The organism is Acidovorax sp. LjRoot129 (assembly GCF_964253765.1).
Taxonomy (GTDB): Bacteria; Pseudomonadota; Gammaproteobacteria; order Burkholderiales; family Burkholderiaceae_C; genus Acidovorax.
In genome coordinates, this window is the sequence record NZ_CAXUSE020000001.1 from 1,285,453 (window position 1) to 1,303,847 (window position 18,395).

At 67.7% G+C, this 18,395-nt stretch carries 17 protein-coding genes; 11 read left to right on the forward strand and 6 right to left on the reverse strand.

Annotated elements, in window-relative coordinates; genetic code table 11:
• Positions 1-36: 36 nt before the first annotated feature.
• The gene (locus ACSQ3Q_RS06040) at positions 37-879 is read right to left on the reverse strand and encodes a phosphatase PAP2 family protein (protein WP_436133498.1); all 843 of its coding nucleotides are present in this window, start codon (positions 877-879) and stop codon (positions 37-39) included.
• Between the two features lie 277 nt (positions 880-1,156).
• Between ACSQ3Q_RS06040 and ACSQ3Q_RS06045 the strand changes: the two genes are divergently transcribed.
• Together ACSQ3Q_RS06045 and ACSQ3Q_RS06050 are read left to right on the forward strand one after the other, a co-directional pair.
• Positions 1,157-2,227 carry a diacylglycerol/lipid kinase family protein gene (locus ACSQ3Q_RS06045; RefSeq protein ID WP_436133499.1) on the forward strand — a complete coding sequence of 357 codons (1,071 nt, stop codon included), beginning with the start codon at positions 1,157-1,159 and terminating at the stop codon, positions 2,225-2,227.
• Between the two features lie 37 nt (positions 2,228-2,264).
• Positions 2,265-3,053 carry a metallophosphoesterase family protein gene (locus ACSQ3Q_RS06050; protein ID WP_436133500.1) on the forward strand — a complete coding sequence of 263 codons (789 nt, stop codon included), beginning with the start codon at positions 2,265-2,267 and terminating at the stop codon, positions 3,051-3,053.
• A 246-nt stretch (positions 3,054-3,299) separates the two neighbouring features.
• On the opposite strand, the gene ACSQ3Q_RS06055 is transcribed toward ACSQ3Q_RS06050, so the two are convergent.
• Positions 3,300-4,478, reverse strand: coding sequence for a porin (locus tag ACSQ3Q_RS06055; RefSeq protein ID WP_436133501.1), 1,179 nt, complete (start codon positions 4,476-4,478; stop codon positions 3,300-3,302).
• A 454-nt stretch (positions 4,479-4,932) separates the two neighbouring features.
• Positions 4,933-5,688 (reverse strand): TetR/AcrR family transcriptional regulator, encoded by a 756-nt coding sequence (locus ACSQ3Q_RS06060; protein ID WP_436133502.1) that lies wholly within the window; start codon positions 5,686-5,688, stop codon positions 4,933-4,935.
• Between the two features lie 172 nt (positions 5,689-5,860).
• Between ACSQ3Q_RS06060 and ACSQ3Q_RS06065 the strand changes: the two genes are divergently transcribed.
• From ACSQ3Q_RS06065 to ACSQ3Q_RS06080, 4 genes are all read left to right on the forward strand, one after another.
• On the forward strand, positions 5,861-6,850 hold the full coding sequence (locus tag ACSQ3Q_RS06065; protein WP_436133503.1) for a tripartite tricarboxylate transporter substrate-binding protein: 990 nt from the start codon (positions 5,861-5,863) through the stop codon (positions 6,848-6,850).
• A 37-nt stretch (positions 6,851-6,887) separates the two neighbouring features.
• The gene (locus ACSQ3Q_RS06070) at positions 6,888-7,712 is read left to right on the forward strand and encodes a cyclase family protein (protein WP_436133504.1); all 825 of its coding nucleotides are present in this window, start codon (positions 6,888-6,890) and stop codon (positions 7,710-7,712) included.
• Entirely contained in the window at positions 7,709-8,752 is a 1,044-nt protein-coding gene (locus ACSQ3Q_RS06075) for a fumarylacetoacetate hydrolase family protein (RefSeq protein ID WP_436133505.1), read from the forward strand. The genes ACSQ3Q_RS06070 and ACSQ3Q_RS06075 overlap by 4 nt, the downstream gene beginning before the upstream one ends.
• Before the next feature lie 248 nt (positions 8,753-9,000).
• A complete protein-coding gene (locus ACSQ3Q_RS06080) occupies positions 9,001-10,083 on the forward strand; it encodes an adenylate/guanylate cyclase domain-containing protein (protein ID WP_436133506.1) in 1,083 nt (360 codons plus the stop codon).
• Positions 10,084-10,347: 264 nt separating this feature from the next.
• Here the strand turns inward: ACSQ3Q_RS06080 and ACSQ3Q_RS06085 are convergent, their stop codons facing one another.
• Complete coding sequence (locus tag ACSQ3Q_RS06085; protein WP_436133507.1) at positions 10,348-11,076, reverse strand: haloacid dehalogenase type II; 729 nt, start codon at positions 11,074-11,076, stop codon at positions 10,348-10,350.
• 248 nt (positions 11,077-11,324) lie between these two features.
• On the opposite strand from ACSQ3Q_RS06085, the gene ACSQ3Q_RS06090 reads away from it, so the two are divergent.
• From ACSQ3Q_RS06090 to ACSQ3Q_RS06100, 3 genes are all read left to right on the forward strand, one after another.
• Positions 11,325-12,542 (forward strand): MFS transporter, encoded by a 1,218-nt coding sequence (locus ACSQ3Q_RS06090; protein WP_436133508.1) that lies wholly within the window; start codon positions 11,325-11,327, stop codon positions 12,540-12,542.
• Positions 12,543-12,686: 144 nt separating this feature from the next.
• Positions 12,687-13,913 (forward strand): alanine transaminase, encoded by a 1,227-nt coding sequence (alaC, locus tag ACSQ3Q_RS06095; protein ID WP_436133509.1) that lies wholly within the window; start codon positions 12,687-12,689, stop codon positions 13,911-13,913.
• Positions 13,914-14,144: 231 nt separating this feature from the next.
• Positions 14,145-15,335 (forward strand): ATP-binding protein, encoded by a 1,191-nt coding sequence (locus ACSQ3Q_RS06100; protein WP_436133510.1) that lies wholly within the window; start codon positions 14,145-14,147, stop codon positions 15,333-15,335.
• Between the two features lie 101 nt (positions 15,336-15,436).
• Here ACSQ3Q_RS06100 and ACSQ3Q_RS06105 read toward each other — a convergent pair whose 3' ends face one another.
• On the reverse strand, positions 15,437-16,267 hold the full coding sequence (locus ACSQ3Q_RS06105) for an urease accessory protein UreD (protein ID WP_436133511.1): 831 nt from the start codon (positions 16,265-16,267) through the stop codon (positions 15,437-15,439).
• A gap of 139 nt (positions 16,268-16,406) precedes the next feature.
• The gene (locus tag ACSQ3Q_RS06110) at positions 16,407-17,318 is read right to left on the reverse strand and encodes a LysR family transcriptional regulator (protein WP_436133512.1); all 912 of its coding nucleotides are present in this window, start codon (positions 17,316-17,318) and stop codon (positions 16,407-16,409) included.
• Between the two features lie 83 nt (positions 17,319-17,401).
• Here ACSQ3Q_RS06110 and ACSQ3Q_RS06115 point away from each other — a divergent pair, with 83 nt between their 5' ends.
• A complete protein-coding gene (locus tag ACSQ3Q_RS06115; protein ID WP_436133513.1) occupies positions 17,402-18,145 on the forward strand; it encodes a TSUP family transporter in 744 nt (247 codons plus the stop codon).
• A gap of 17 nt (positions 18,146-18,162) precedes the next feature.
• On the forward strand, positions 18,163-18,342 hold the full coding sequence (locus tag ACSQ3Q_RS06120; protein ID WP_436133514.1) for a hypothetical protein: 180 nt from the start codon (positions 18,163-18,165) through the stop codon (positions 18,340-18,342).
• Positions 18,343-18,395: the final 53 nt, after the last annotated feature.

The following is an 18,395-nucleotide window of genomic DNA, read 5'->3' on the forward strand; positions in this document are numbered from 1 at the left end:
CGGTTGCTGTGGCAGCCGGCGTGTGCGCTGCTGCGATCAGACCGGCTCCGTCGCCGGGCGGCGATCCGCGTGCCAGCGCGACACGCTCTCCATGATGAGCACCGTGCACACCATCCACGTCCCGCCCAGCAGCCAGCCTGCGAGCACGTCGCTGGCGTAGTGCACCTGCAGTACGACGCGACTCCAGCCCGTGGTGACGATGAGCGCGCCGGCGAGTAGGGCCGAGGGCAGGTGCCAGGGCCGTGGCAGCAAGCGTGTGGCCAGGTAGGCGAGCATGGCGTAGGCCACCATCGACGCGCTGCTATGCCCGCTGGGAAAGCTGTAGCCGTGCGCCTCGGCGATGCCGTGCACATGCTCGGGCCGCACGCGATCAAAAGTGTTCTTGAGGATTCGGGTCAGCGCGCCGTTGCCGGCCAGGGCCACCAGCCAGGCCGTGGCCAGCATGCGGTGCTGGCGCAGCCACAGCGCACCGGCCACCGCCGCCGTGAGCGCGGTCAGCATCCAGGTGTCCCCCAGGTGGGTCAGCGTGGCAAACCACCGCAGTACGGCGGTGTCTGCGTGTGCGCGCAGGCCAGCCGCTATCGCGTCGTCGAGTTCGCCCCAAGGGCCTTCGGTGCCGCTCTCGGCCAGCTCGGCCATGACCTCGCCGGCCATCACCAGCGCGCAGGCCGCAGCCGCCATCGCGGCGAGCATGAGCCAGCGCGCCTTGACGGGGACAAAGCGGTGCAGCGGCGGCCCGGCACGGCGCAGGCCGCGCAGCCCGAGGAGGGCGCCCCAGGCCAGCGATGCACCCATCAACACGCCGGCCACCCACCAGGCCATGGGGTGTTGCGCCAGCAGGGCGCCTAGCTCGGAGGGGGAGAAGATTGCTGTTGTCATGGGCAGTGGTGGTGCGCTGTCTCGGTGGTGGCTCATGGAGAGGGAACCCGCGTTTGTCTCAGAGTTCCCAGCATCCCTTGAGGCGGTAGGTGATTGATGGGTGGTTGAGAGAGGCATGGAAGTGGCAACCCCGCGGGCTGTCGGCGCGCGCTGACAGGCCCAAGGCGTGGCTACCGGCGGCGCGCGCCGGGCGCTGCTGCGACCATCATTTATCCCAACGGCGGTGCGCGGATGGCGTGCGCCACAGCCTGCGGCCCCGCTGCACAACTTTGTAGACATGACACCTCCACGGCATCCCATTCCAGCCCGGCCCGATGGGCCCATCCACATCGTGGTGCCCAAGCGTCCCGGTGCCGATCTGGATTTGCTGCGCGCCAAGCTCGAAGGCGTGGCGGCGCTGCAGCAGCACAACGTGGTGTGGCACGTGCCGGGCCAGCGCGGCGACATCGTGCAATTGGCCCGCGACGCGGCCTATGCCGCGCGGGGCGATGGCGGGCTGGTGGTGGCTGCGGGCGGCGACGGCACCATCAACGCTGTGGCGGCGGCCGCGCTGCGCGTGGGCGTACCGATGGGCGTGTTGCCCATGGGCACCTTCAACTACTTCAGCCGCGAGCATGGCCTCTCGCTCGACCCGGAAGCTGCTGTGCAAGACCTGCTGCAGGCCCTGCACGCCGGCGACATGCGCCCGGTGCAGGTGGGGTTTGTCAACCAGCGCATGTTTGTGGTCAACGCCAGCGTGGGCCTGTACCCCAAGCTGCTGGCCGAGCGCGAGAAGGCCTCCAAGCGGTTTGGCCGGTCGCGCCTGGTGGCCGTGGCATCGGCGGTGTGGAGCATGTTCCGCCCCGCGTCCGGCCGCCGCTGGCGTGTGGTGATGAAAACCCACGAAGGCGCGCAGGCGCGGCAGGAGGAGCACCTGGTGACCACGCTGTTCGTGGGCAACAACCCGCTGCAGCTCGACCGCATGGGCCTGCCCCAGGGGCGCATGGTGGCCGACGGCGGCAAGCTGGCCGTGGTGCTGCTGCAGCCCCAGGGCCGCTGGGCCGTGGCGCGCACGGTGTGGAACGCCGCCACCGGCCAGCTCCACAAGGACCACGCCGTGACCAGCATGGCCTGCACCGAGCTGACCGTGGAGCCCGCCAGTTGGCGCCCGCCCCAGGTCAAGGTTGCGTTTGATGGCGAGCGCGAGTGGATGGCGCCACCCCTGCACTTTCACATCGGCAAGCGGCCGTTGTGGCTGGTGACGCCTACAACGCTGATCCGTGATGATCCGCCCGAGGTGGCGAGCGCGGTGGTGCCGCAGGAAGACCCCGTGCCGGTGGTGCCGGTCGGCGGCCTTTTGCCCGCATGACGGCGCAGGTGCCGCCTATCTCCTGCCGGACGCGCCCATGGATGTGCTGATGCACCTGTCGGACCTGCACTTCGGGGCGCACGACCCGGCGGTGTGCGCGGCGGTGCAGCGCCTGGCGCAGCGGCTGGGCGTGTCGATGGCCGTGGTGTCGGGCGACCTGACGCAGCGGGCCACGGCCCCCCAGTTCGAGCAGGCCGCGCGTTTTGTGCAGGGTCTGCACGCGCGGTCCACGCTGGTGCTGGCCGGCAACCACGACCTGCCGTTGTTTGCCTGGTGGATGCGCTGGGGCCGGGCGTACGAGCGGTTTGCCGAGCAGTTTGGTGTCGACCACGAACCCGTGCGCCAAGCGGGGCCGTTCTACGTGGTGGGCGTGAACACCACGCGCGCATGGCGGCACGAACGCGGCAGCCTGTCGTCGGCGCAGATCGACCACGTGGCCGACCTGCTGGGCCGTGCGCCGCCCGATGCGTGGCGCATTGTGGCCAGCCACCACCCCTTGGTGGCCCGCGACGCGGCGGACCGCGACCACCGACCGCACCGTGCGGAAGAGGCGCTGCAGCGGTGGCGTGCCGCCGGGGCGCACATGATGCTGTCGGGCCACGCCCACCAGCCGGCACTGCTCAACCCGCTGCCTGGCCTGTGGGCCAGCCACGCGGGCACGGCCGTATCGCACCGCCTGCGCCATGGCAGCCCCAACAGCCTGGTGATACTGACCCTGGAGCCGTCGGGCACGGCCGAGGGCGGCTGGGCGCGCTGCGCGACGCGGTGGGATTACGACACGACCGCGGGCGAGTTTCAACGCGTGCTGCGCGAGACGGTGGGCTAGGAGCCTGCGTGGCAGAAGGCATCGAAGCGAAACTCGCGAAAACCGAGGATCGTGTGGTGCTACCGACAAGCCCAGGGTGGGCCCCTGGGCGCAGGAGGCAGGACCGCACGACACCAGTTTGTCGCGCGTTGCAGCCGATGTTCCTTCTGCCGCGCAGGCTCCTAGGCCGCCGTTACCAGCTTAGCCAGCCAAAAAAAGGGGCGCCTGCAAGCGCCCCCAACCTTGGATAAAAACTCAGCGCGTTGCTCAGAAGCGGTGGCGCACCCCCACGGCAAAGCTGGTGCCCTGGGCGCTGACCACCGAGGGCGGCGCGGGCAGGGTGTGGGTGCGGGTGCTGTCGCGCATCACAATGGCATACAGGTCCGTGCGTTTGGACAGGAAATAGTCATACCCCACGGTGAATACCTTGCGCTCTACATTGCCCCCCGCCAGCGTGGCGGGCACCGGCCCCACGGCATCGCCCGTACGGCGCACGGCATAGCCTGCCAGCACGCGGCCGGCACCCACCGGCACGGCCGCGCTCACATCCCACACCCGGTACGACACGTCGAGCGGCAACGCCGCTGTGCCCCGGTTGTGAATGCGGCCCAGGTGGGCAAACAGCTTGACGACCTCGAAGTCATACGAAGCTGCCAGCTGCCACGTCCGCGTGTTGTTGGCAGAGGTCCCGTCTGCGAAGGTCAGCGGGTTTTTCTTTACGCTTTGCCATGCCAGCGATGCTGCCAGCGGCCCCTGGGCATAGGCCAGGCGCGCGGCGCTGTTGCCGCCGCCCTGGCCTTCGGAGATGGCGTGCGCCACCGATCCGCCCAAGCCCGCGAACTGGGGTGTGTCGTAGACCACCGAGTTGGCCCAGGCGGTGCCACCGGTCAGCAGGCCGCCGATGAAGGTGGTGAGGTTGAGCGGGCCGAACACGGTGGAGTCGCCAAACGCGTTGGACGTGATGGCGTTGATGAACAGCTGCGTGGTGATGTTGCCGGCCCGCACCCGGCCCCAGGTGGGGTGGGCCAGGCCCACCCACGCGGCGCGCGCAAACACCGGATCGGCGCCGACATTCACCGGGGCGGGCAGGGCATCGCTGCGCCCGGTGGCGCCGGAGTCGTTGCGCACGAAGGAGGACAGCTCGAACTGCGCCGACAGCCCGCTGCCCAGGTCTTCATGGCCACGCACACCCCAGTGGCTGGTGGACATGCCGCCGCCGTCGAGCTTGGTGATGGCCCGGTCTTGTGCGTTCACACCCCCTGCCGGGCTGGCGAAGCGGCCCACAGCGGCGTCGACAAGCCCGTAGAGCTGTAGCCCCGGCGCGGCGGTGGGCTGGGCTTGTGCAGCCAGGGCAGCGGCCGAGAGGGTGGTGGTGCACAAGGTGCGCGCCCACAGGCGGCGCGGGGCAGGGGTGTGCAATGGACGGCAGAGGTGGCGGTGTGTCATGGTGGCTTTCGGTTTGAAGTGGGTGGGGACAGGCGCGCACGGACCCGCGGCGCAGCCGAAGGCGGCTGTTCCGAGGGGACGAGACGGGGCGGGCGGTGGCGGTGGGTCAGCGTCTTGTGAACGCTGAAATGGGGCTGTCAGGAACCTGTGGGACCTGGAGCGCAGATGCTGAAATAAGGCGCAGCAAGGCCCGGGCTCGCCGGATCTGCACCATCCGTCGTGGACGGGAGCAGAGCGCGGGTGAGCCGTGGACACGCCGTGGTGGCTTATCTCAGCGGGTGACTTGTGGGGTGGCCGCTAGGGCGCACCGGTCTGGCGCGACGATTCAGCGGGGGTGGCGGCGGTGCGCTGCCCCTGCCACGGCTGGCGGCGGGCGGCAGACCGCGGGGGAGCGCGGGCAGGGCTTTTCATGCGGGGCTCAGCGCAATGGGTTGGAGGATCGTCGCGCGCGCGGTCAGTGCACCGCGCCGCCACACGCGCCGCGCAAACCCTGGGCGATAAAGCGCACCAGCAGCGGCCCGGCAGTGGCCTCGTCGCCCGGCTGGTTCTGGCCCAGCGACAGCCGCTCGATGCGCCGGTCGTTGACGTGGTGCAGCAGGGCGCCCAGCGCAAACTGGTAGCACCACGCCGCCTGGCTGCGCGTGGCCTGGGGCAGGGCGGCGGCCATTGCGTCGATGAAGGCATGCGCCAGCGGATCGAACAGCTCGCGAATGATGGGCTCGTCTTCTTCCAGGTGGTCGTTCATGCCGCGCGACAGCAGGCGCAGAAAGTGGTGGCCTGCCGGCTGGCTGGCGACTTCCAGCACGGGCAGCACGAAAGCCTTGACGATCTCTTCGAGCAACTGGCCCGGCGGGGCCGCTTGCTGTGCCTGGGCCAGGGACTGCAGCCGCACATCGATATACCCCGCATGCGCCCGGAAGATCGCGTGGTACAGCGACAGCTTGGGGCCGTAGTAGTAGCCCACCAGCGCCAGCGGCACGCCCGCCTCGTCGGCGATGTCGCGGATGGACACGCCATGAAAACCGCGCGTGGCAAACAGCCGCTCGGCGGCTTGCAGGATGTTGGCCTGGCGGTTGGGCGCCAGGGTGTCGTCGGCGGCGGCTGCGCGGCCCGCGGCCCGCTTGCGCGGCGTGGTGGTGGCGGTTTGCGTCAGGGCTGCGGCTTTGGCAGGAGCCGCAGGCGTTTTGGAAACTGATTTGGTACGGGACATGGGTTCCGTTTATACGGTTGTATAAATTTATTGAACACTCGTACAAACCCCAGTCGACGAGAATTTGTACGTTCGTATAATTTTTGGCATGGGCGCCTGGAGGCCCTGCTGCACAAGGCCGGCGCGGTCGCTGGGCAGCCCGCCCATCTTGCGCTTACGGAGACACACCACCATGATCAGCCGCCGCCGCTTTGCCCAGCTTTCCACTGCCCTGCTGCCCGCCGCCTGGGCCGGCCCCACCTGGGCGCAGGCGCCCAGGGCGCCGCTGCCCGACGTGGCAAAAATCATCACGGGTTTTCCGGCGGGCGGCACGCTCGATGCCCTGGCGCGCCGCGTGGCCGACCGCCTGCGCGACAAATACGCGGCGGCAGTGCTGGTTGACAACAAGCCCGGCGCGGGCGGCCAGATCGGCATCCTCACGCTGCGCGACAGCCCGGCCGATGGCACCACCCTGCTCATCACGCCGTCGTCGATGCTCTCCATCTACCCCTACACCTACCCCAAGCTGCGCTACACGCTCGACGACGTGGCGCCGGTATCGCTGGGCGCGATGATGGACCACGGCCTCGCCGTAGGGCCGGGCACGCCCGACAGCGTCCGCACGCTGGCGGACTTCCTCGCTTGGATCAAGGCCAACCCCAACAGCGCCAACTACGGCAGCCCGGGCGCGGGCTCCATGCCGCACATGGTGGGCGTGCTGCTGGGCCAGTTTGCCAAGCTCGACATGCGCCACATTGCCTACCGTGGCACGGTGCCGGGCATACAGGACCTGCTGGGTGGCCAGATCCCCGCGTTCTGGGGGCCGATTGGCGACTACCTGCAGCATGCCAAGGGCGGCAAGCTGCGCGTGCTGGCCACCGCCGGGGCCAAGCGCTCGCCGTTCTTGCCGCAGGTGCCCACCTTGCAAGAGCTGGGCTACCCGCTCAAGGTGAGCGAGTGGTACGGCTTCTTCCTGCCGGGCAAGGCATCGGCCGAGACGGTGCAGCGCGCCGCCGACGCGCTGCGCGTGGCACTGGTGCACCCGGATGTGGTCGAGCATGGCAAGCAGTACGGGCTGGAGGTCAAGCCGTCCACCACGGCCGAACTGGCGCAGATGCTCAAGGCCGATGCCGACCAGTGGCGCTCGCTCATCAAGCAGACCGGCTTCACGGCGGAGTCGTGAACGCTGTCCCTCCCACTCCTCTGCACGAAAGCCGCCCATGACCTCCCTGCCGCCGCGTCGCATCGTCGACATCTCCATGCACCTTGAGAACGACGTGGTCTCCGACCCGCCGGGCCTGGGGCCACGCATCACGTACATCGACCACCAGATGAGCTTTGACGACCTGGCGCAGTTTTTTCCGGGCCTCCAGAAGGAAGACCTGCCCGACGGCGAATCGTGGGCGGTGGAAGACGTGCAGCTCAACACCCACAACGGCACCCACCTGGATGCGCCCTACCACTTTGCCTCCACCATGGATGGCGGGCAGCGGGCGCTGTCGATTGACGAGGTGGACCTTGACTGGTGTTTTCAGCCCGGCGTGAAGCTCGATTTTCGGCACCTGCCCGACGGCTACGTGGTGCAGGCCGCCGATGTAGAGGCGGAGCTTGCGCGCATCGGCCACACGCTGCAGCCGCTCGAGATCGTGGTCGTCAACACTCGGGCCGGCAGCGCCTACGGCACGGCGGGCTACACGCGTGCGGGTTGCGGCATGGGCTACGAGGCCACCATGTACCTGCTGGAGCGCGGCGTGCGCCTGACCGGCACCGACGCCTGGAGCTGGGACGCCCCCTTTGCCTACACCGCGCAGCGCTACGCCGAAAGCGGCGATGCCTCGCTGATCTGGGAGGGCCACAAGGCCGGGCGCGACATTGGCTACTGCCACCTTGAAAAGCTGCACAACCTCGAGGCGCTGCCCGCCAACGGTTTTTACATCTCGTGTTTTCCGGTCAAGGTGCGCGGCGCCTCGGCGGGGTGGACGCGGGCCGTGGCGATCTTCGACCCGATGCTGCCGCTGCGCCGCGCCGAAGGGGCATCGGCATGAAGCTAGCGACCCTGCGCAACGGGCAGCGTGACGGCCGCTTGGTGGTGGTGTCAAACGACGCCCGCCGCTGCATCGATGCCTGCGCCGTCGCGCCCACGCTGCTGGATGCACTGGAGCGCTGGAGCACCGTGCACCCTGCGCTCGAGGCGTTGTCCCGTGCGGTCAATGCGCCCAGCGCGCTGGACGCCATGCCCTTCGATGCCCGCCAATGCAGGGCGCCGCTGCCGCGCACGTGGCAGTGGCTGGATGGCTCGGCGTTTTTGAACCACGGCCACCTGATGGAGCGTGCGTTCAAGGTACCGCCCGTCGCCGACTTCGAGACCATGCCGCTCATGTACCAGGGCGCCGCCGACGATTTTTTGGGCCCGCACGACGCGGTGGTTCTCCCGTCAGAGGCCGATCAGATCGACTTTGAGGGCGAGTTTGGCGTGGTGCTGGACGAGACCCCGATGGGCATCGGAGCCGAAGACGCGCTGGCGCATGTGCGGCTGGTGGTGCTGATCAACGACTGGAGCCTCAGGGCGTTCGGCCCGCGCGAGGCCAAAAGCGGCTTCGGTTTTTTGCAGGCCAAGCCGTCCACGGCCTTTGCGCCCATCGCGGTCACGCCGGACGAGCTCGGCCCCGCGTGGAAGGGGGGCCGGGTGCACCTGCGGCTGCAGACAGAGCGCAATGGCGAATGGTTTGGCCACCCGCACGGTGGCGCCATGCACTTTCATTTTGGCCAGCTCATCGCGCATGCGGCCCGCACGCGCCGGCTCTCCGCCGGGACGGTGATCGGCTCGGGCACGGTGTCGAACGCCGATGCTGGCGCGGGCTCGTCGTGCATCGCCGAGCGCCGCATGATCGAGACGCTGGCCGATGGTGCCGCCCGCACACCTTTCTTGCGCTTTGGCGAGCGCGTGCGCATGGTCGCGCTGGACGCCCAAGGCCAGCCGGGGCCGTTTGGCGTGATCGACCAGCCTGTGGTGGCGAGCGTGGACAGCCTGGCAGAGGCAGTTAGGTTGGATGCTACTAATTTGATAGCTATGAGCGCTTATTGAACAAGCGCTAGGGCCCAAAAACACCTAAAAACCAGGTTGTATGGAGCCGCTCGGAGCTGTTTGGATCTCCGCAGATGGCATGGCGACCGGTGCTGCCGCGTGCCAGAGCTCGGCGCGGTGCCATGGAGTGTTTTCACCGGTTGACCCGCCCAGGGGCGCCACCTATTCTGGTGTGATGGTGGGCGGGGGACTGCGGCGTGTGTCGAGCCGGGGCCTTGCCCGTCCGATCACGCAGCCCTCTGACTTCCATGCACAAAGAATTCAACCACGATGCGCTGCGCCGCCTGCAGACGCTGATCGAACGCGAAACTGGCGCGCCACTGAGCGAGGCTGCGCAGGCTGAAGTCGCTGCCATATTGCGCGGCGTCGAGTCGCCGCAGGGTGCGGCCATCGAAGGTGTGGACGCCGCGCCGCGGGAGGTCACCATCTTGCTGGCCGACCTGCGCGGGTTCACGGCACTGTCGGGCTCGCAGCCGGCGGCCGTGGTGATTGCTGCGCTCAACCGCTGCCTGTCGCGGCTCAGCGAGGTGGTGTTCAAGTACCGGGGCAGCATCGACAAGTTCATGGGCGACTCGATCATGGTGCTGTTCGGTGCGCCGGTCGCCAGCGACGACGATGTGGACCGCGCTCTGATGTGCGCCGTGGAAATGCAGATCGCCATGCGCGAGCTGAACCTTGAACACCTGCGTGAGCGGCTGCCCGAAGTTTTTCTGGGCATCGGTGTGAACACCGGCACGGTGATGGCCGGCCGCTTCGGCTCCGACGTGTATTCCGAGTACACGGTGATCGGCGAGGCGGTCAACCTGGCCTCGCGCATCGAGGCGCTGAGCCTGCGCGGCCAGGTGTTGATCAGCGACGCGACCTACCAGCGGTGTTGGGGGCTGGTGTCGGCGTCAGAGCCCATGCTGGTCCACGTCAAAGGCCGCAGCCAGCCCGTGAGCCTGCGCGAGCTGATTGCGATTCCGTCGCAAAAGCTCAAGGTGCCGCGGCAGGAGTTTCGCCGCAGCCACCGGGTGGATGCGCGCTTGCCGTGCCTGTGCCAGCGCATGCAGCACAAGATCGTCGTGCCCCACATCGTGCACGGCGCCATCCGCGACATCGGCTACCACGGCTTGCTGGTGGAGCTGATCGAGCCGCTGCAGGCCCACAGCGAGATCAAGCTGGAGTTCGAGCTGCCGCTGGTGGACTACCGCGTGGCCGACGTGTATGCGCGCGTCATTACGGTCAAGCAGGAGGGCGACGAATGGGTGGCCGGGCTGGAGTTCACCTCCATCAGTGCCGAATGCCACGCCAAGGTGCAGATGTTTGTGCAGCTGCTAGTGGCGCACTGACGGTCGCGGCGCAGTCCGTCTGCCCGTACTGCGGAGTGTTTTCCACAGCCCCGCCGTGAGGCCAAGGGCAAGGCTTCAAGCCCCTCGCTCGTGGAGCTTGTTCATGGGCTGCGGTGGGCGCCTGGATCGTGTCCGTTGGCGGTCATGCGGATCCCATGAAAAGACTTTGAACAGGTTCTTGGTACGCCGCGCCGACCCGGCGGCTGGGCGCAGGGCTGCAACCCGCAGGAAGACGCCCACACCGACCGCTGGCGGTGGCTTGTATCAGCAGCCCAGCATCCGCGCCACGTCGTTCATGCCCGTGGCATGCAGGTCATTGCCCGGCTCAGGCGTCCCATCCTTGGGCCGGGCCTGCCCCAGCTCATAAGGCCGCTCGACATACACAGTGCGCAGGCCACATTCACGGGCAGCGGCCAGGTCGTCGTGGTGCGTGGCTACCAGCGCCACCTGTTCGGGCTGCAGGTCAAACAGGCGCGCCACGCCCAGGTAGGTGTCGGGGCTGGGTTTGTAGGCCTTGAACACCTCGGCGCTCAGCACGCAGTCCCAGGGCAGACCAGCACGCTTGGCCATGTTGGTGAGCAGGCCGATGTTGCCGTTAGACAGCGTGGTGATGGTGAAGCGTGTCTTGAGCCGCGTGAGGCCCTCCACGCTGTCGGGCCAGGCATCAAGCCGGTGCCACACATGGTTGAGGTGGCGGCGCTCGGGCTCGGACAGGTGCGCCAGGCCAAAGCGCGGCAGGATCTCGTCCAGCACGCCGCGGTGCAGGTCGTCGATCCGCGTCCAGCCCTGCTCGCCTCGCATCACGCGGGCCATGGCAGGCTGGTAGCCGGCGCGCCAGGCCAGCGCAAACGCGTCTCCATCCACCGCGGGGTAGAGCGCCTGCATCTCGCGCACGATGCTGCCGTGCCAGTCCACCACGGTGCCGAAGATGTCGAAGGCCAGCACTTTCACGGTGCTGGCAATGCTGTCTGCAGGGCTCTGGATCGTTGTCATTCGCAGTCCTTGGTGAAGGGAGAGAAAGGGCAGGGCAGGGTTCGGGGCGCCAGCGTAGCAGCCCCAGCGGCCTGAATTGTTCCCCCAGGGGACACATGCCCCCAGCACTGCAGCGCAAGGCATGCCGTGCTAAGGTTACGAAAATCGGGTTTACCCCCGTAACTCAGTTTCTTCGCCCCATCCCATTTTTTGTTTGACCTCCCGCGCCGGCCCCTCGCGTGCCGGTCCGGCGTTTGCCTGTTGCCGCCATGACCGCGTCCCTATCCCCCACGTCGCCCACCGCCCACACACCCACAGACGACCGCACCCTGGTGCGCGCCGTGCTGGCCCTGGGGGTGGGGGGCTTCTCCATCGGCACGGGCGAATTCGTCATCATGGGCCTGCTGCCCGAGGTGGCGCAGGACATCGGGGTCAGCATTCCGCAGGCCGGCCATGTCATCAGCGCCTATGCGCTGGGCGTGGTGGTGGGCGCACCCGTGCTGGCCGTGCTGTGCGCCAATTGGGGGCGGCGCGCGCTGCTCATGGCGCTGATGGTGGTGTACGCGCTGGGCAACTTTGCATCGGCCCTGGCACCGGGCTACCTGTCGCTCAGCGCCATGCGCCTGTTCACCGGCCTGCCGCATGGCACCTACTTTGGCGTGGCGGCGCTGGTGGCCGCAGCCCTTGCGCCGCCCGGGCGCCGCGCGCGCGCTGTGGGCTGGGTGATGCTGGGGCTGACCACCGCCACCCTTGTGGGCGTGCCCATTGCGGCGGCGCTGGGCGAATATTTTGGCTGGCGCGCGGCGTTTGTTTTTGTGGGTCTGATCGCCGTGGCGGCTGTCGTCATGGTGCGCTTGTGGGTGCCCAACATGCCCGCATCGCATGGCGCCAGCCCGCTGCGTGAGCTGGGCGCGCTGGCGCGCAAGCAGGTGTGGTTCACCCTGGGCATTGGCGCCATCGGCTTCGGCGGCATGTTCGCGGTGTTCAGCTACATCAAGCCCACGCTTATCGAGGTGGCTGGCATGCCGCCTGCGCTCATGCCCTTCGTGCTGTCGCTGTTTGGCCTGGGCATGGTGGTGGGCAACATCGTCGGCTCGCGCATGGCCGACAAGGCGCTGATGCCTTCCATCGGCAAGGTGCTGCTGTGGTCCATCGTGGTCATGGCGCTGTTTGTGCCCGCCGCGCACCACCCGGTGAGCGCCGCGTTGGTCACTTTCTTTTTGGGCACGCTGGTGGCCATTGGCCCCGCGCTGCAGATCCGGCTGATGGATGTCGCGGGCGACGCGCAGACGTTGGCCGCTGCGCTCAACCACTCGGCCTTCAACGCCGCCAACGCCCTGGGCGCGTGGCTGGGCGGCGTGTCCATAGCGGCGGGCCTGGGGTGGACGTCCACCGGCTGGGTGGGCGTGGTGCTGGGCATCTGCGGCGTGGGTATCTTTGCGTGGTCGCTGGCCAGCGAACGGACTACCAAAGCCCCGACGAGCTGACGACTCACCTGCGTCGCGGCGGTGCGACACCGCTGAAATCGAGAGAGCAATCACCGCGTTGTGCATTAAAGTGACCGCGGGCTGGCCTTTCTGCCAGCCACGTCGCTCGGACGGTTCCGGGCGCTTACGTGAAAGTTCTTCAGCATGTCTGCTTCTCAGGGCAAGCGCCGCTTCGCGCGCATTGATCGCCTTCCTCCCTACGTCTTCAACATCACGGCCGAGCTGAAACTGGCTGCCCGCCGCCGTGGCGAGGACATCATCGACATGAGCATGGGCAACCCCGATGGCGCGACCCCGCCGCACATCGTGGCCAAGCTCACCGAGGTGGCCCAGCGGCCCGACACCCACGGCTACTCCGCCAGCAAGGGCATCCCCCGCCTGCGCCGCGCCATCAGCCACTGGTACAAAGACCGCTATGCCGTGGACATCGACCCCGACACCGAGGCCATCGTCACCATCGGCTCCAAGGAGGGCCTGGCCCACCTGATGCTGGCCACGCTGGACCGGGGCGACACCGTGCTCGTGCCCGACCCGAGCTACCCCATCCACATCTATGGCGCCGTCATTGCCGGGGCCGACATCCGCAGCGTGCCCGTGGCGCCCGACGTCGACTTTTTTGCCGAGCTGGAAAAAGCCATCCGCGGCAGTTACCCCAAGCCCAAGATGATGATCTTTGGCTTTCCGAGCAACCCTACCGCGCAGTGCGTGGAGCTGTCGTTCTTCGAGCGCGTGATCGCCCTGGCCAAGAAACACGACATCCTGGTGGTGCACGACCTGGCCTACGCCGACATCGTGTACGACGGCTACCGGGCCCCCAGCATCATGGAAGTGCCCGGCGCCAAGGACGTGGCCGTGGAGTTCTTCACCCTCTCCAAAAGCTACAACATGGCCGGCTGGCGCGTGGGCTTCATGGTCGGCAACCCCGACCTGGTGGCAGCGCTGGCGCGCATCAAGAGTTACCACGACTACGGCACATTCACCCCGCTGCAGGTGGCTGCGATTGCTGCGCTGGAGGGTGACCAGCAATGCGTGAAGGACATCGCCGCCCAGTACCAGCGCCGCCGCGACGTGCTCTACAAGGGTCTTTGTGAATCCGGCTGGGCGGTGGATTGCCCCAAAGCCAGCATGTACATCTGGGCGCGCATCCCCGAGCCTTACCGTGCGCTGGGCTCGCTGGAGTTCGCGCGGCAACTGCTCGACAAGGCGAAAGTGTGCGTGTCGCCGGGTATCGGCTTTGGTGACCAGGGCGACGAATATGTGCGGTTTGCGCTGATCGAGAACGAGGCGCGCATTCGCCAGGCGGTGCGGGGCATACGCGCCATGTTCAAGGCCGATGGGTTGCTGAAGGTGCCTGCCGCAGCCGCGGGCTGACGGGCGCGCTCCGCGCCCGCCTGCCTTAGACGTGTCGGAGGTGCGGGGCGCCGTGTGCCGGTGCATCGGTTGCGCGGGTGCCGCGCCGCGCAAATCTGTGTATGGGTTGGTCGATGGAACGCCTCTAGTGGAAGCGTTCCCTCCATCGCTGCACCTCGACGGGGCTGTCGGCGGGTCGCCACCGTCGGTTACCGCCGTTTACAGTTGCGCGCCTGCGGGCACAATGCCGGGATGCGCCTATCCGCTTTCATCACTTCAAACTTGGATGCGATCCTCCGTGACTGGGTCGCATTTGCGGGCAAGCAGCTGCCGGCCGCCACTCACATGGATGAGACCGCTTTGCTGGACCATGGCCGAACCATGCTCCAGGAACTTGTCATCAACATGGATCGCCCGGAGGGCGAAACCGAGCGAAAGGCCAAGTCCGAGGGTGCCAGCAGCGAGGCGTCGACAGCGGCCTCCGTGCCATCGCGCAGCCACGCCCGCCAGCGGGAGAGCCAGGGTTTCGAGATCGGTCAGATGGTCGCGGAATACCGCGCACTGCGCGCGACCGTGCTGCGGCTGTGGCAGGCGGCCCACCCCCGGCCCGAGGTCCACGATCTGGAGGACATGGTGCGATTCAACGAAGCGCTCGACCAGGCCCTCGCAGAGTCAGTCGATGTCTTCGTGAAGGAGGTGGACCGCGCCAGGGATTTGTTCCTCGGGATGACCGGGCACGACCTGCGCGGCCCGCTGAGCACCATCGCCAGTTGCGCGGCGGTGGAACTGCGCAAGCGGCCTGAAGACGGCCGCTATGCGTTGTTGACGCTGCGCAGCGTGGCGCAGATGAAGGCGCTCTTGAACGATCTGATGGAGTTCACCGCCCACCGCCTGGGCAAGGGCATCGTCATCGCGTCAGCACCGTTGAAGTTGGACGAGTTTGCGCGCAACACGTTGGACGAAATCAATACCGTTTATATCGAGCGCACCATCGTCCTTGAGACCCACGGCGACATGCAGGGCCAATGGGACCGGACCCGGCTGCACCAGGCCTTGTCCAACCTTGTCTTCAACGCGTTGAAGTACGGAGATGCAGGCCAGCCGATAGGTGTGTTCATCGATGGCACCCATCAAGAAGAGGTGCAGCTGACCGTGCGCAATACGGGTAAACCGATTGCCCCGCACCTGCTTCCGCACCTGTTCGACCCGCTGGTGCGTGAATCGCGCGACGACAACGTTGAGAGCGCTTCGTCGTCGATCCCTGTAGCGGGTGCCAACCTGGGGCTAGGCCTGTATGTGGTGCGAGAGATCGCGCAGGCGCACGGCGGCTCGGTCAACGTTGTGTCGGAAGGGCCGAACACGGCATTCACCCTCTCCTTGCCGCGTGTCCAGCCGAGTGCTGGCGGATCACGCGGCCGGGGGGCAGGCGTCGACAGGGGTTGAAAAGACAGGGCATCGGAAGCTTCGTGAGAAGCCACCCGGGTCCCGCGTCATTCATTTGATCGGAGTTCGCACGGAGACGCCGGGCGGACCCGGCCGCAACACTACATCGCCCAGACCCGGGGCGGCTCGCCAGCCACATCCCACAGCGTGCGCCGCCAGGCGGCGCGCACGGCCTTGAGCAACTGCATCGCTGGCTCCACCTGCGGCGCCAGCACGCGCACCACCACCATGCGGTCGTTCGGGCTGGTGGCACCGGCAGTGGGTTTGAGCACATGGGCGTCCATCACGGCGCGGGCGGCGTCCAGTGCGGCGTCGCGGCGATTGCGCGCCAGCGGGGTGCCGGCGGCAAAAAACAGGCTGGCCACACAGCGCTGGCCGGCCAGGCCCAGCGGGCTTTGCAGCAGGCGTTCATCGGCAGCGTCGATCACACCGCGCTCCAGCCAGAGGCCGGGCACTTCGAGATGCTGCACAAACCGACCCTGCACGAAGGGCTGATCGGCATGGGGCAGGCCGAGCGCCGTGACGTCCCACCCCAGGCACTCGGCGCCGGGCGCAAGGTTCAGCGTGAGGTGGTTCTCGGCATTGCAGGCGCTGTAGCACAGGGCCTCCAGCGGCAGCCACTCCAGCCGCGCGCCTTCGGCAAGGGTGAGGTGGCTGCGCTGCAGCGCCAGCGGGCCGGTGGAGCGGTAAAAGCGCGTGGCACCCGGGGTGGTCACCAGCCCGTGGGCACCGGGGCCTACGGTGGCCGCGATGTCCAGCGTATCTCCACCCACCAGGCCACCGGGCGGGTGCACCAGTACGTTGTGGCAGACGGCGTCACCCTCGGGGTACAGGCTCTGCAAGATGCGCAGCGGCCCGTTGTGCTCATAGCGCGCCACCGTGCGGGCTTGCTCGAGCGTGTAGTTCAACTGCAAGCGTGCGTGCCAGGCCATGGGATAAAACAATCCGTTTGCTATTAAATGAGTAGCTAATTATGACCTCCAGATAAGCGGTGGAGGCCTAAAAGGCTTCAAACCACGGGGCTGGGCACGCCCAGGACGGACGGAACCCGCTTGCGGCACGCTGAGGTGCTCACGGTGCGCTCAACAGCGCCGCCACCAACACTTGCACGCTGTTCACCTGCGCGCCCTCTGGTGTCATGCAGATGAGCAGCTTGCGGCGGGCCCAGGCATCGGTCAGCGCGAGCACGCGGGTGCCGATGCCGCAGTGGCGTGACGCAGCGCTGTGCGGCATCACCGCAGCGCCAGCACCTCCAGCCACCAGTTGCGCAAGTGCATCGAAGCTGCCCAGCCGGACGCGATGGCGCGGAATCCGGCCGCTGCGGCTGGCCTGCGCCGCGAGAAAGCGGCTGAGCCCGCTGTCACGGGGCAGGCCGACCAGCGGATGCTCCAGCAGTTCGCTGTAGGCCATGGCACGCCGGCGCCCCATGGGCCAGCTGCGGGGCAACACGGCGACCAGCCGGTCATCGACCCACGGTCGCACCAGCAATCCGGCGGTGTCGATGTGATCCGCCACGATGCCCAGGTCGGCCGTGCCGCGGCGCAGGGCGTCGATCACCGCGTCGCTGGGCAGCTCCTGCACATCGACATCCAGGTCGGGCGTCGTCGACAGGAAATGGCCGATCCTGTGTGGCAGGGCTTCTGACATGGCCGCTGTGTTGCACAACAGCCGCACAGTACCGCGCAGCCCTTGTCCGAAGCTCGCCATGTCCATGTGCAGCGACTCCAGCTCAGCCAGCACGCGGTGGGCATGCCGTGCCAGGGCCCGCCCAGCATCGGTGAGCGCCGCGCCAGCCTTGGAGCGCTCCAATAGGCGCGCGCCGGTCGCGTTCTCCAAGGCCTTCAAGCGCGCGCTGGCTGCGGCCAGCGAAAGGTTCACCGCAGCCGCCGCGGCGGTAATGGTCCCGTGTTCCACGACGGCGGCGAACAGGTGGAGATCAAAAGGGTTGATGCGGTAGTCAACGGTGCGGCGCAGCTGGGTCATGGCCTTCATCCTACGGATTTTCCGAAGGATGGCTACGCGGCATTGCGATGGACACCGGCCGGTCTTGGCCGAACCATACGTCCATGAATCTGTGGCAACTTCTGATGGTGATGGCGGTGTTCGTTCTGGCGGGCGGCGTCAAGGGCGTGACCGGCATGGGGCTGCCCACCGTGGCGATGAGCCTGCTCGGGTTGTGGATGGTGCCGGTGCAGGCGGCGGCATTGCTCGTCGTTCCCTCGCTGGCCACCAATGTGGCGCAGTGCCGAGGTCCCCATCTGCGCATGCTGGCCACGCGCTTGTGGCCGGGCTGGGTGGCGATCTTCGTGGTCACCGTGGCTGCTCCCGGAGTCAGCAGCACCGCATCGGCGGATATCGCCAGGCTGTGGCTGGGGGCGATTCTCATCGCCTACGGCGCCTGGGGACTCTGGCGCCCAGTCCTCCCTGACCTCTCAGCGCACGGCGCCTGGCTGAGTGCCGTGGCCGGTGCCACCACAGGGGCGGCCACAGCGTTGACAGCCGTCTTCGTTCTGCCATGGGTGCCGTACCTCCAGGCGCTGCGACTCGGAAAGGACCAGATGGTGCAGGCGCTGGGCCTTTCCTTTACCGTCGCCACAGTGGCACTGGCGGTGCGGGTGCAGGCATCGGCTTCCGCGGGATGGTGGTCAGCCTCGGGTGCCATCGCTGTGTGCCTGGCACTGGTCGGCGCTTTCGCCGGGCTGAAAGTAGGAGAGGCCTTGCGCGGCCGGCTCGCGGGGCCCTCGTTTCAGAAGGCACTGTTCCTGGTGTTCATTGCGCTGGGGTTGACCAACCTCGTGCGGGCAGGTTGAGCGCGAGGAGCAACCCGATGGACCTGCTGCCCCTGGCTGCGCTGCTGGAGAGGGCTTACCGCCTCGCCTTGGTTGTCCAGGACGACCGCGCGATCTCGCCCGGCACCGGAGAGTTCCTCTTGATCGAGCTTGTCGATGTGCTGGACGAGGCGCGTGTCGCTCTTCTCGCGGCGCACCGAACTTTCACGGTGGGCTGATTGCGCAGGCAAGGGCTGGGTTTCCGAGGTGGCGGCGCACCTGGCCACCCAGA

Coding starts and splice junctions, on each gene's coding strand:
- alaC (WP_436133509.1), top strand. CDS start 12,687: ATGTCTGCTTCTCAGGGCAAGCGCCGCTTCGCGCGCATTGATCGCCTT.
- ACSQ3Q_RS06090 (WP_436133508.1), top strand. CDS start 11,325: ATGACCGCGTCCCTATCCCCCACGTCGCCCACCGCCCACACACCCACA.
- ACSQ3Q_RS06045 (WP_436133499.1), top strand. CDS start 1,157: ATGACACCTCCACGGCATCCCATTCCAGCCCGGCCCGATGGGCCCATC.
- ACSQ3Q_RS06115 (WP_436133513.1), top strand. CDS start 17,402: ATGAATCTGTGGCAACTTCTGATGGTGATGGCGGTGTTCGTTCTGGCG.
- ACSQ3Q_RS06105 (WP_436133511.1), bottom strand. CDS start 16,267: ATGGCCTGGCACGCACGCTTGCAGTTGAACTACACGCTCGAGCAAGCC.
- ACSQ3Q_RS06070 (WP_436133504.1), top strand. CDS start 6,888: ATGACCTCCCTGCCGCCGCGTCGCATCGTCGACATCTCCATGCACCTT.
- ACSQ3Q_RS06080 (WP_436133506.1), top strand. CDS start 9,001: ATGCACAAAGAATTCAACCACGATGCGCTGCGCCGCCTGCAGACGCTG.
- ACSQ3Q_RS06040 (WP_436133498.1), bottom strand. CDS start 879: ATGACAACAGCAATCTTCTCCCCCTCCGAGCTAGGCGCCCTGCTGGCG.
- ACSQ3Q_RS06120 (WP_436133514.1), top strand. CDS start 18,163: ATGGACCTGCTGCCCCTGGCTGCGCTGCTGGAGAGGGCTTACCGCCTC.
- ACSQ3Q_RS06100 (WP_436133510.1), top strand. CDS start 14,145: ATGCGCCTATCCGCTTTCATCACTTCAAACTTGGATGCGATCCTCCGT.
- ACSQ3Q_RS06075 (WP_436133505.1), top strand. CDS start 7,709: ATGAAGCTAGCGACCCTGCGCAACGGGCAGCGTGACGGCCGCTTGGTG.
- ACSQ3Q_RS06060 (WP_436133502.1), bottom strand. CDS start 5,688: ATGTCCCGTACCAAATCAGTTTCCAAAACGCCTGCGGCTCCTGCCAAA.
- ACSQ3Q_RS06065 (WP_436133503.1), top strand. CDS start 5,861: ATGATCAGCCGCCGCCGCTTTGCCCAGCTTTCCACTGCCCTGCTGCCC.
- ACSQ3Q_RS06055 (WP_436133501.1), bottom strand. CDS start 4,478: ATGACACACCGCCACCTCTGCCGTCCATTGCACACCCCTGCCCCGCGC.
- ACSQ3Q_RS06085 (WP_436133507.1), bottom strand. CDS start 11,076: ATGACAACGATCCAGAGCCCTGCAGACAGCATTGCCAGCACCGTGAAA.
- ACSQ3Q_RS06050 (WP_436133500.1), top strand. CDS start 2,265: ATGGATGTGCTGATGCACCTGTCGGACCTGCACTTCGGGGCGCACGAC.
- ACSQ3Q_RS06110 (WP_436133512.1), bottom strand. CDS start 17,318: ATGACCCAGCTGCGCCGCACCGTTGACTACCGCATCAACCCTTTTGAT.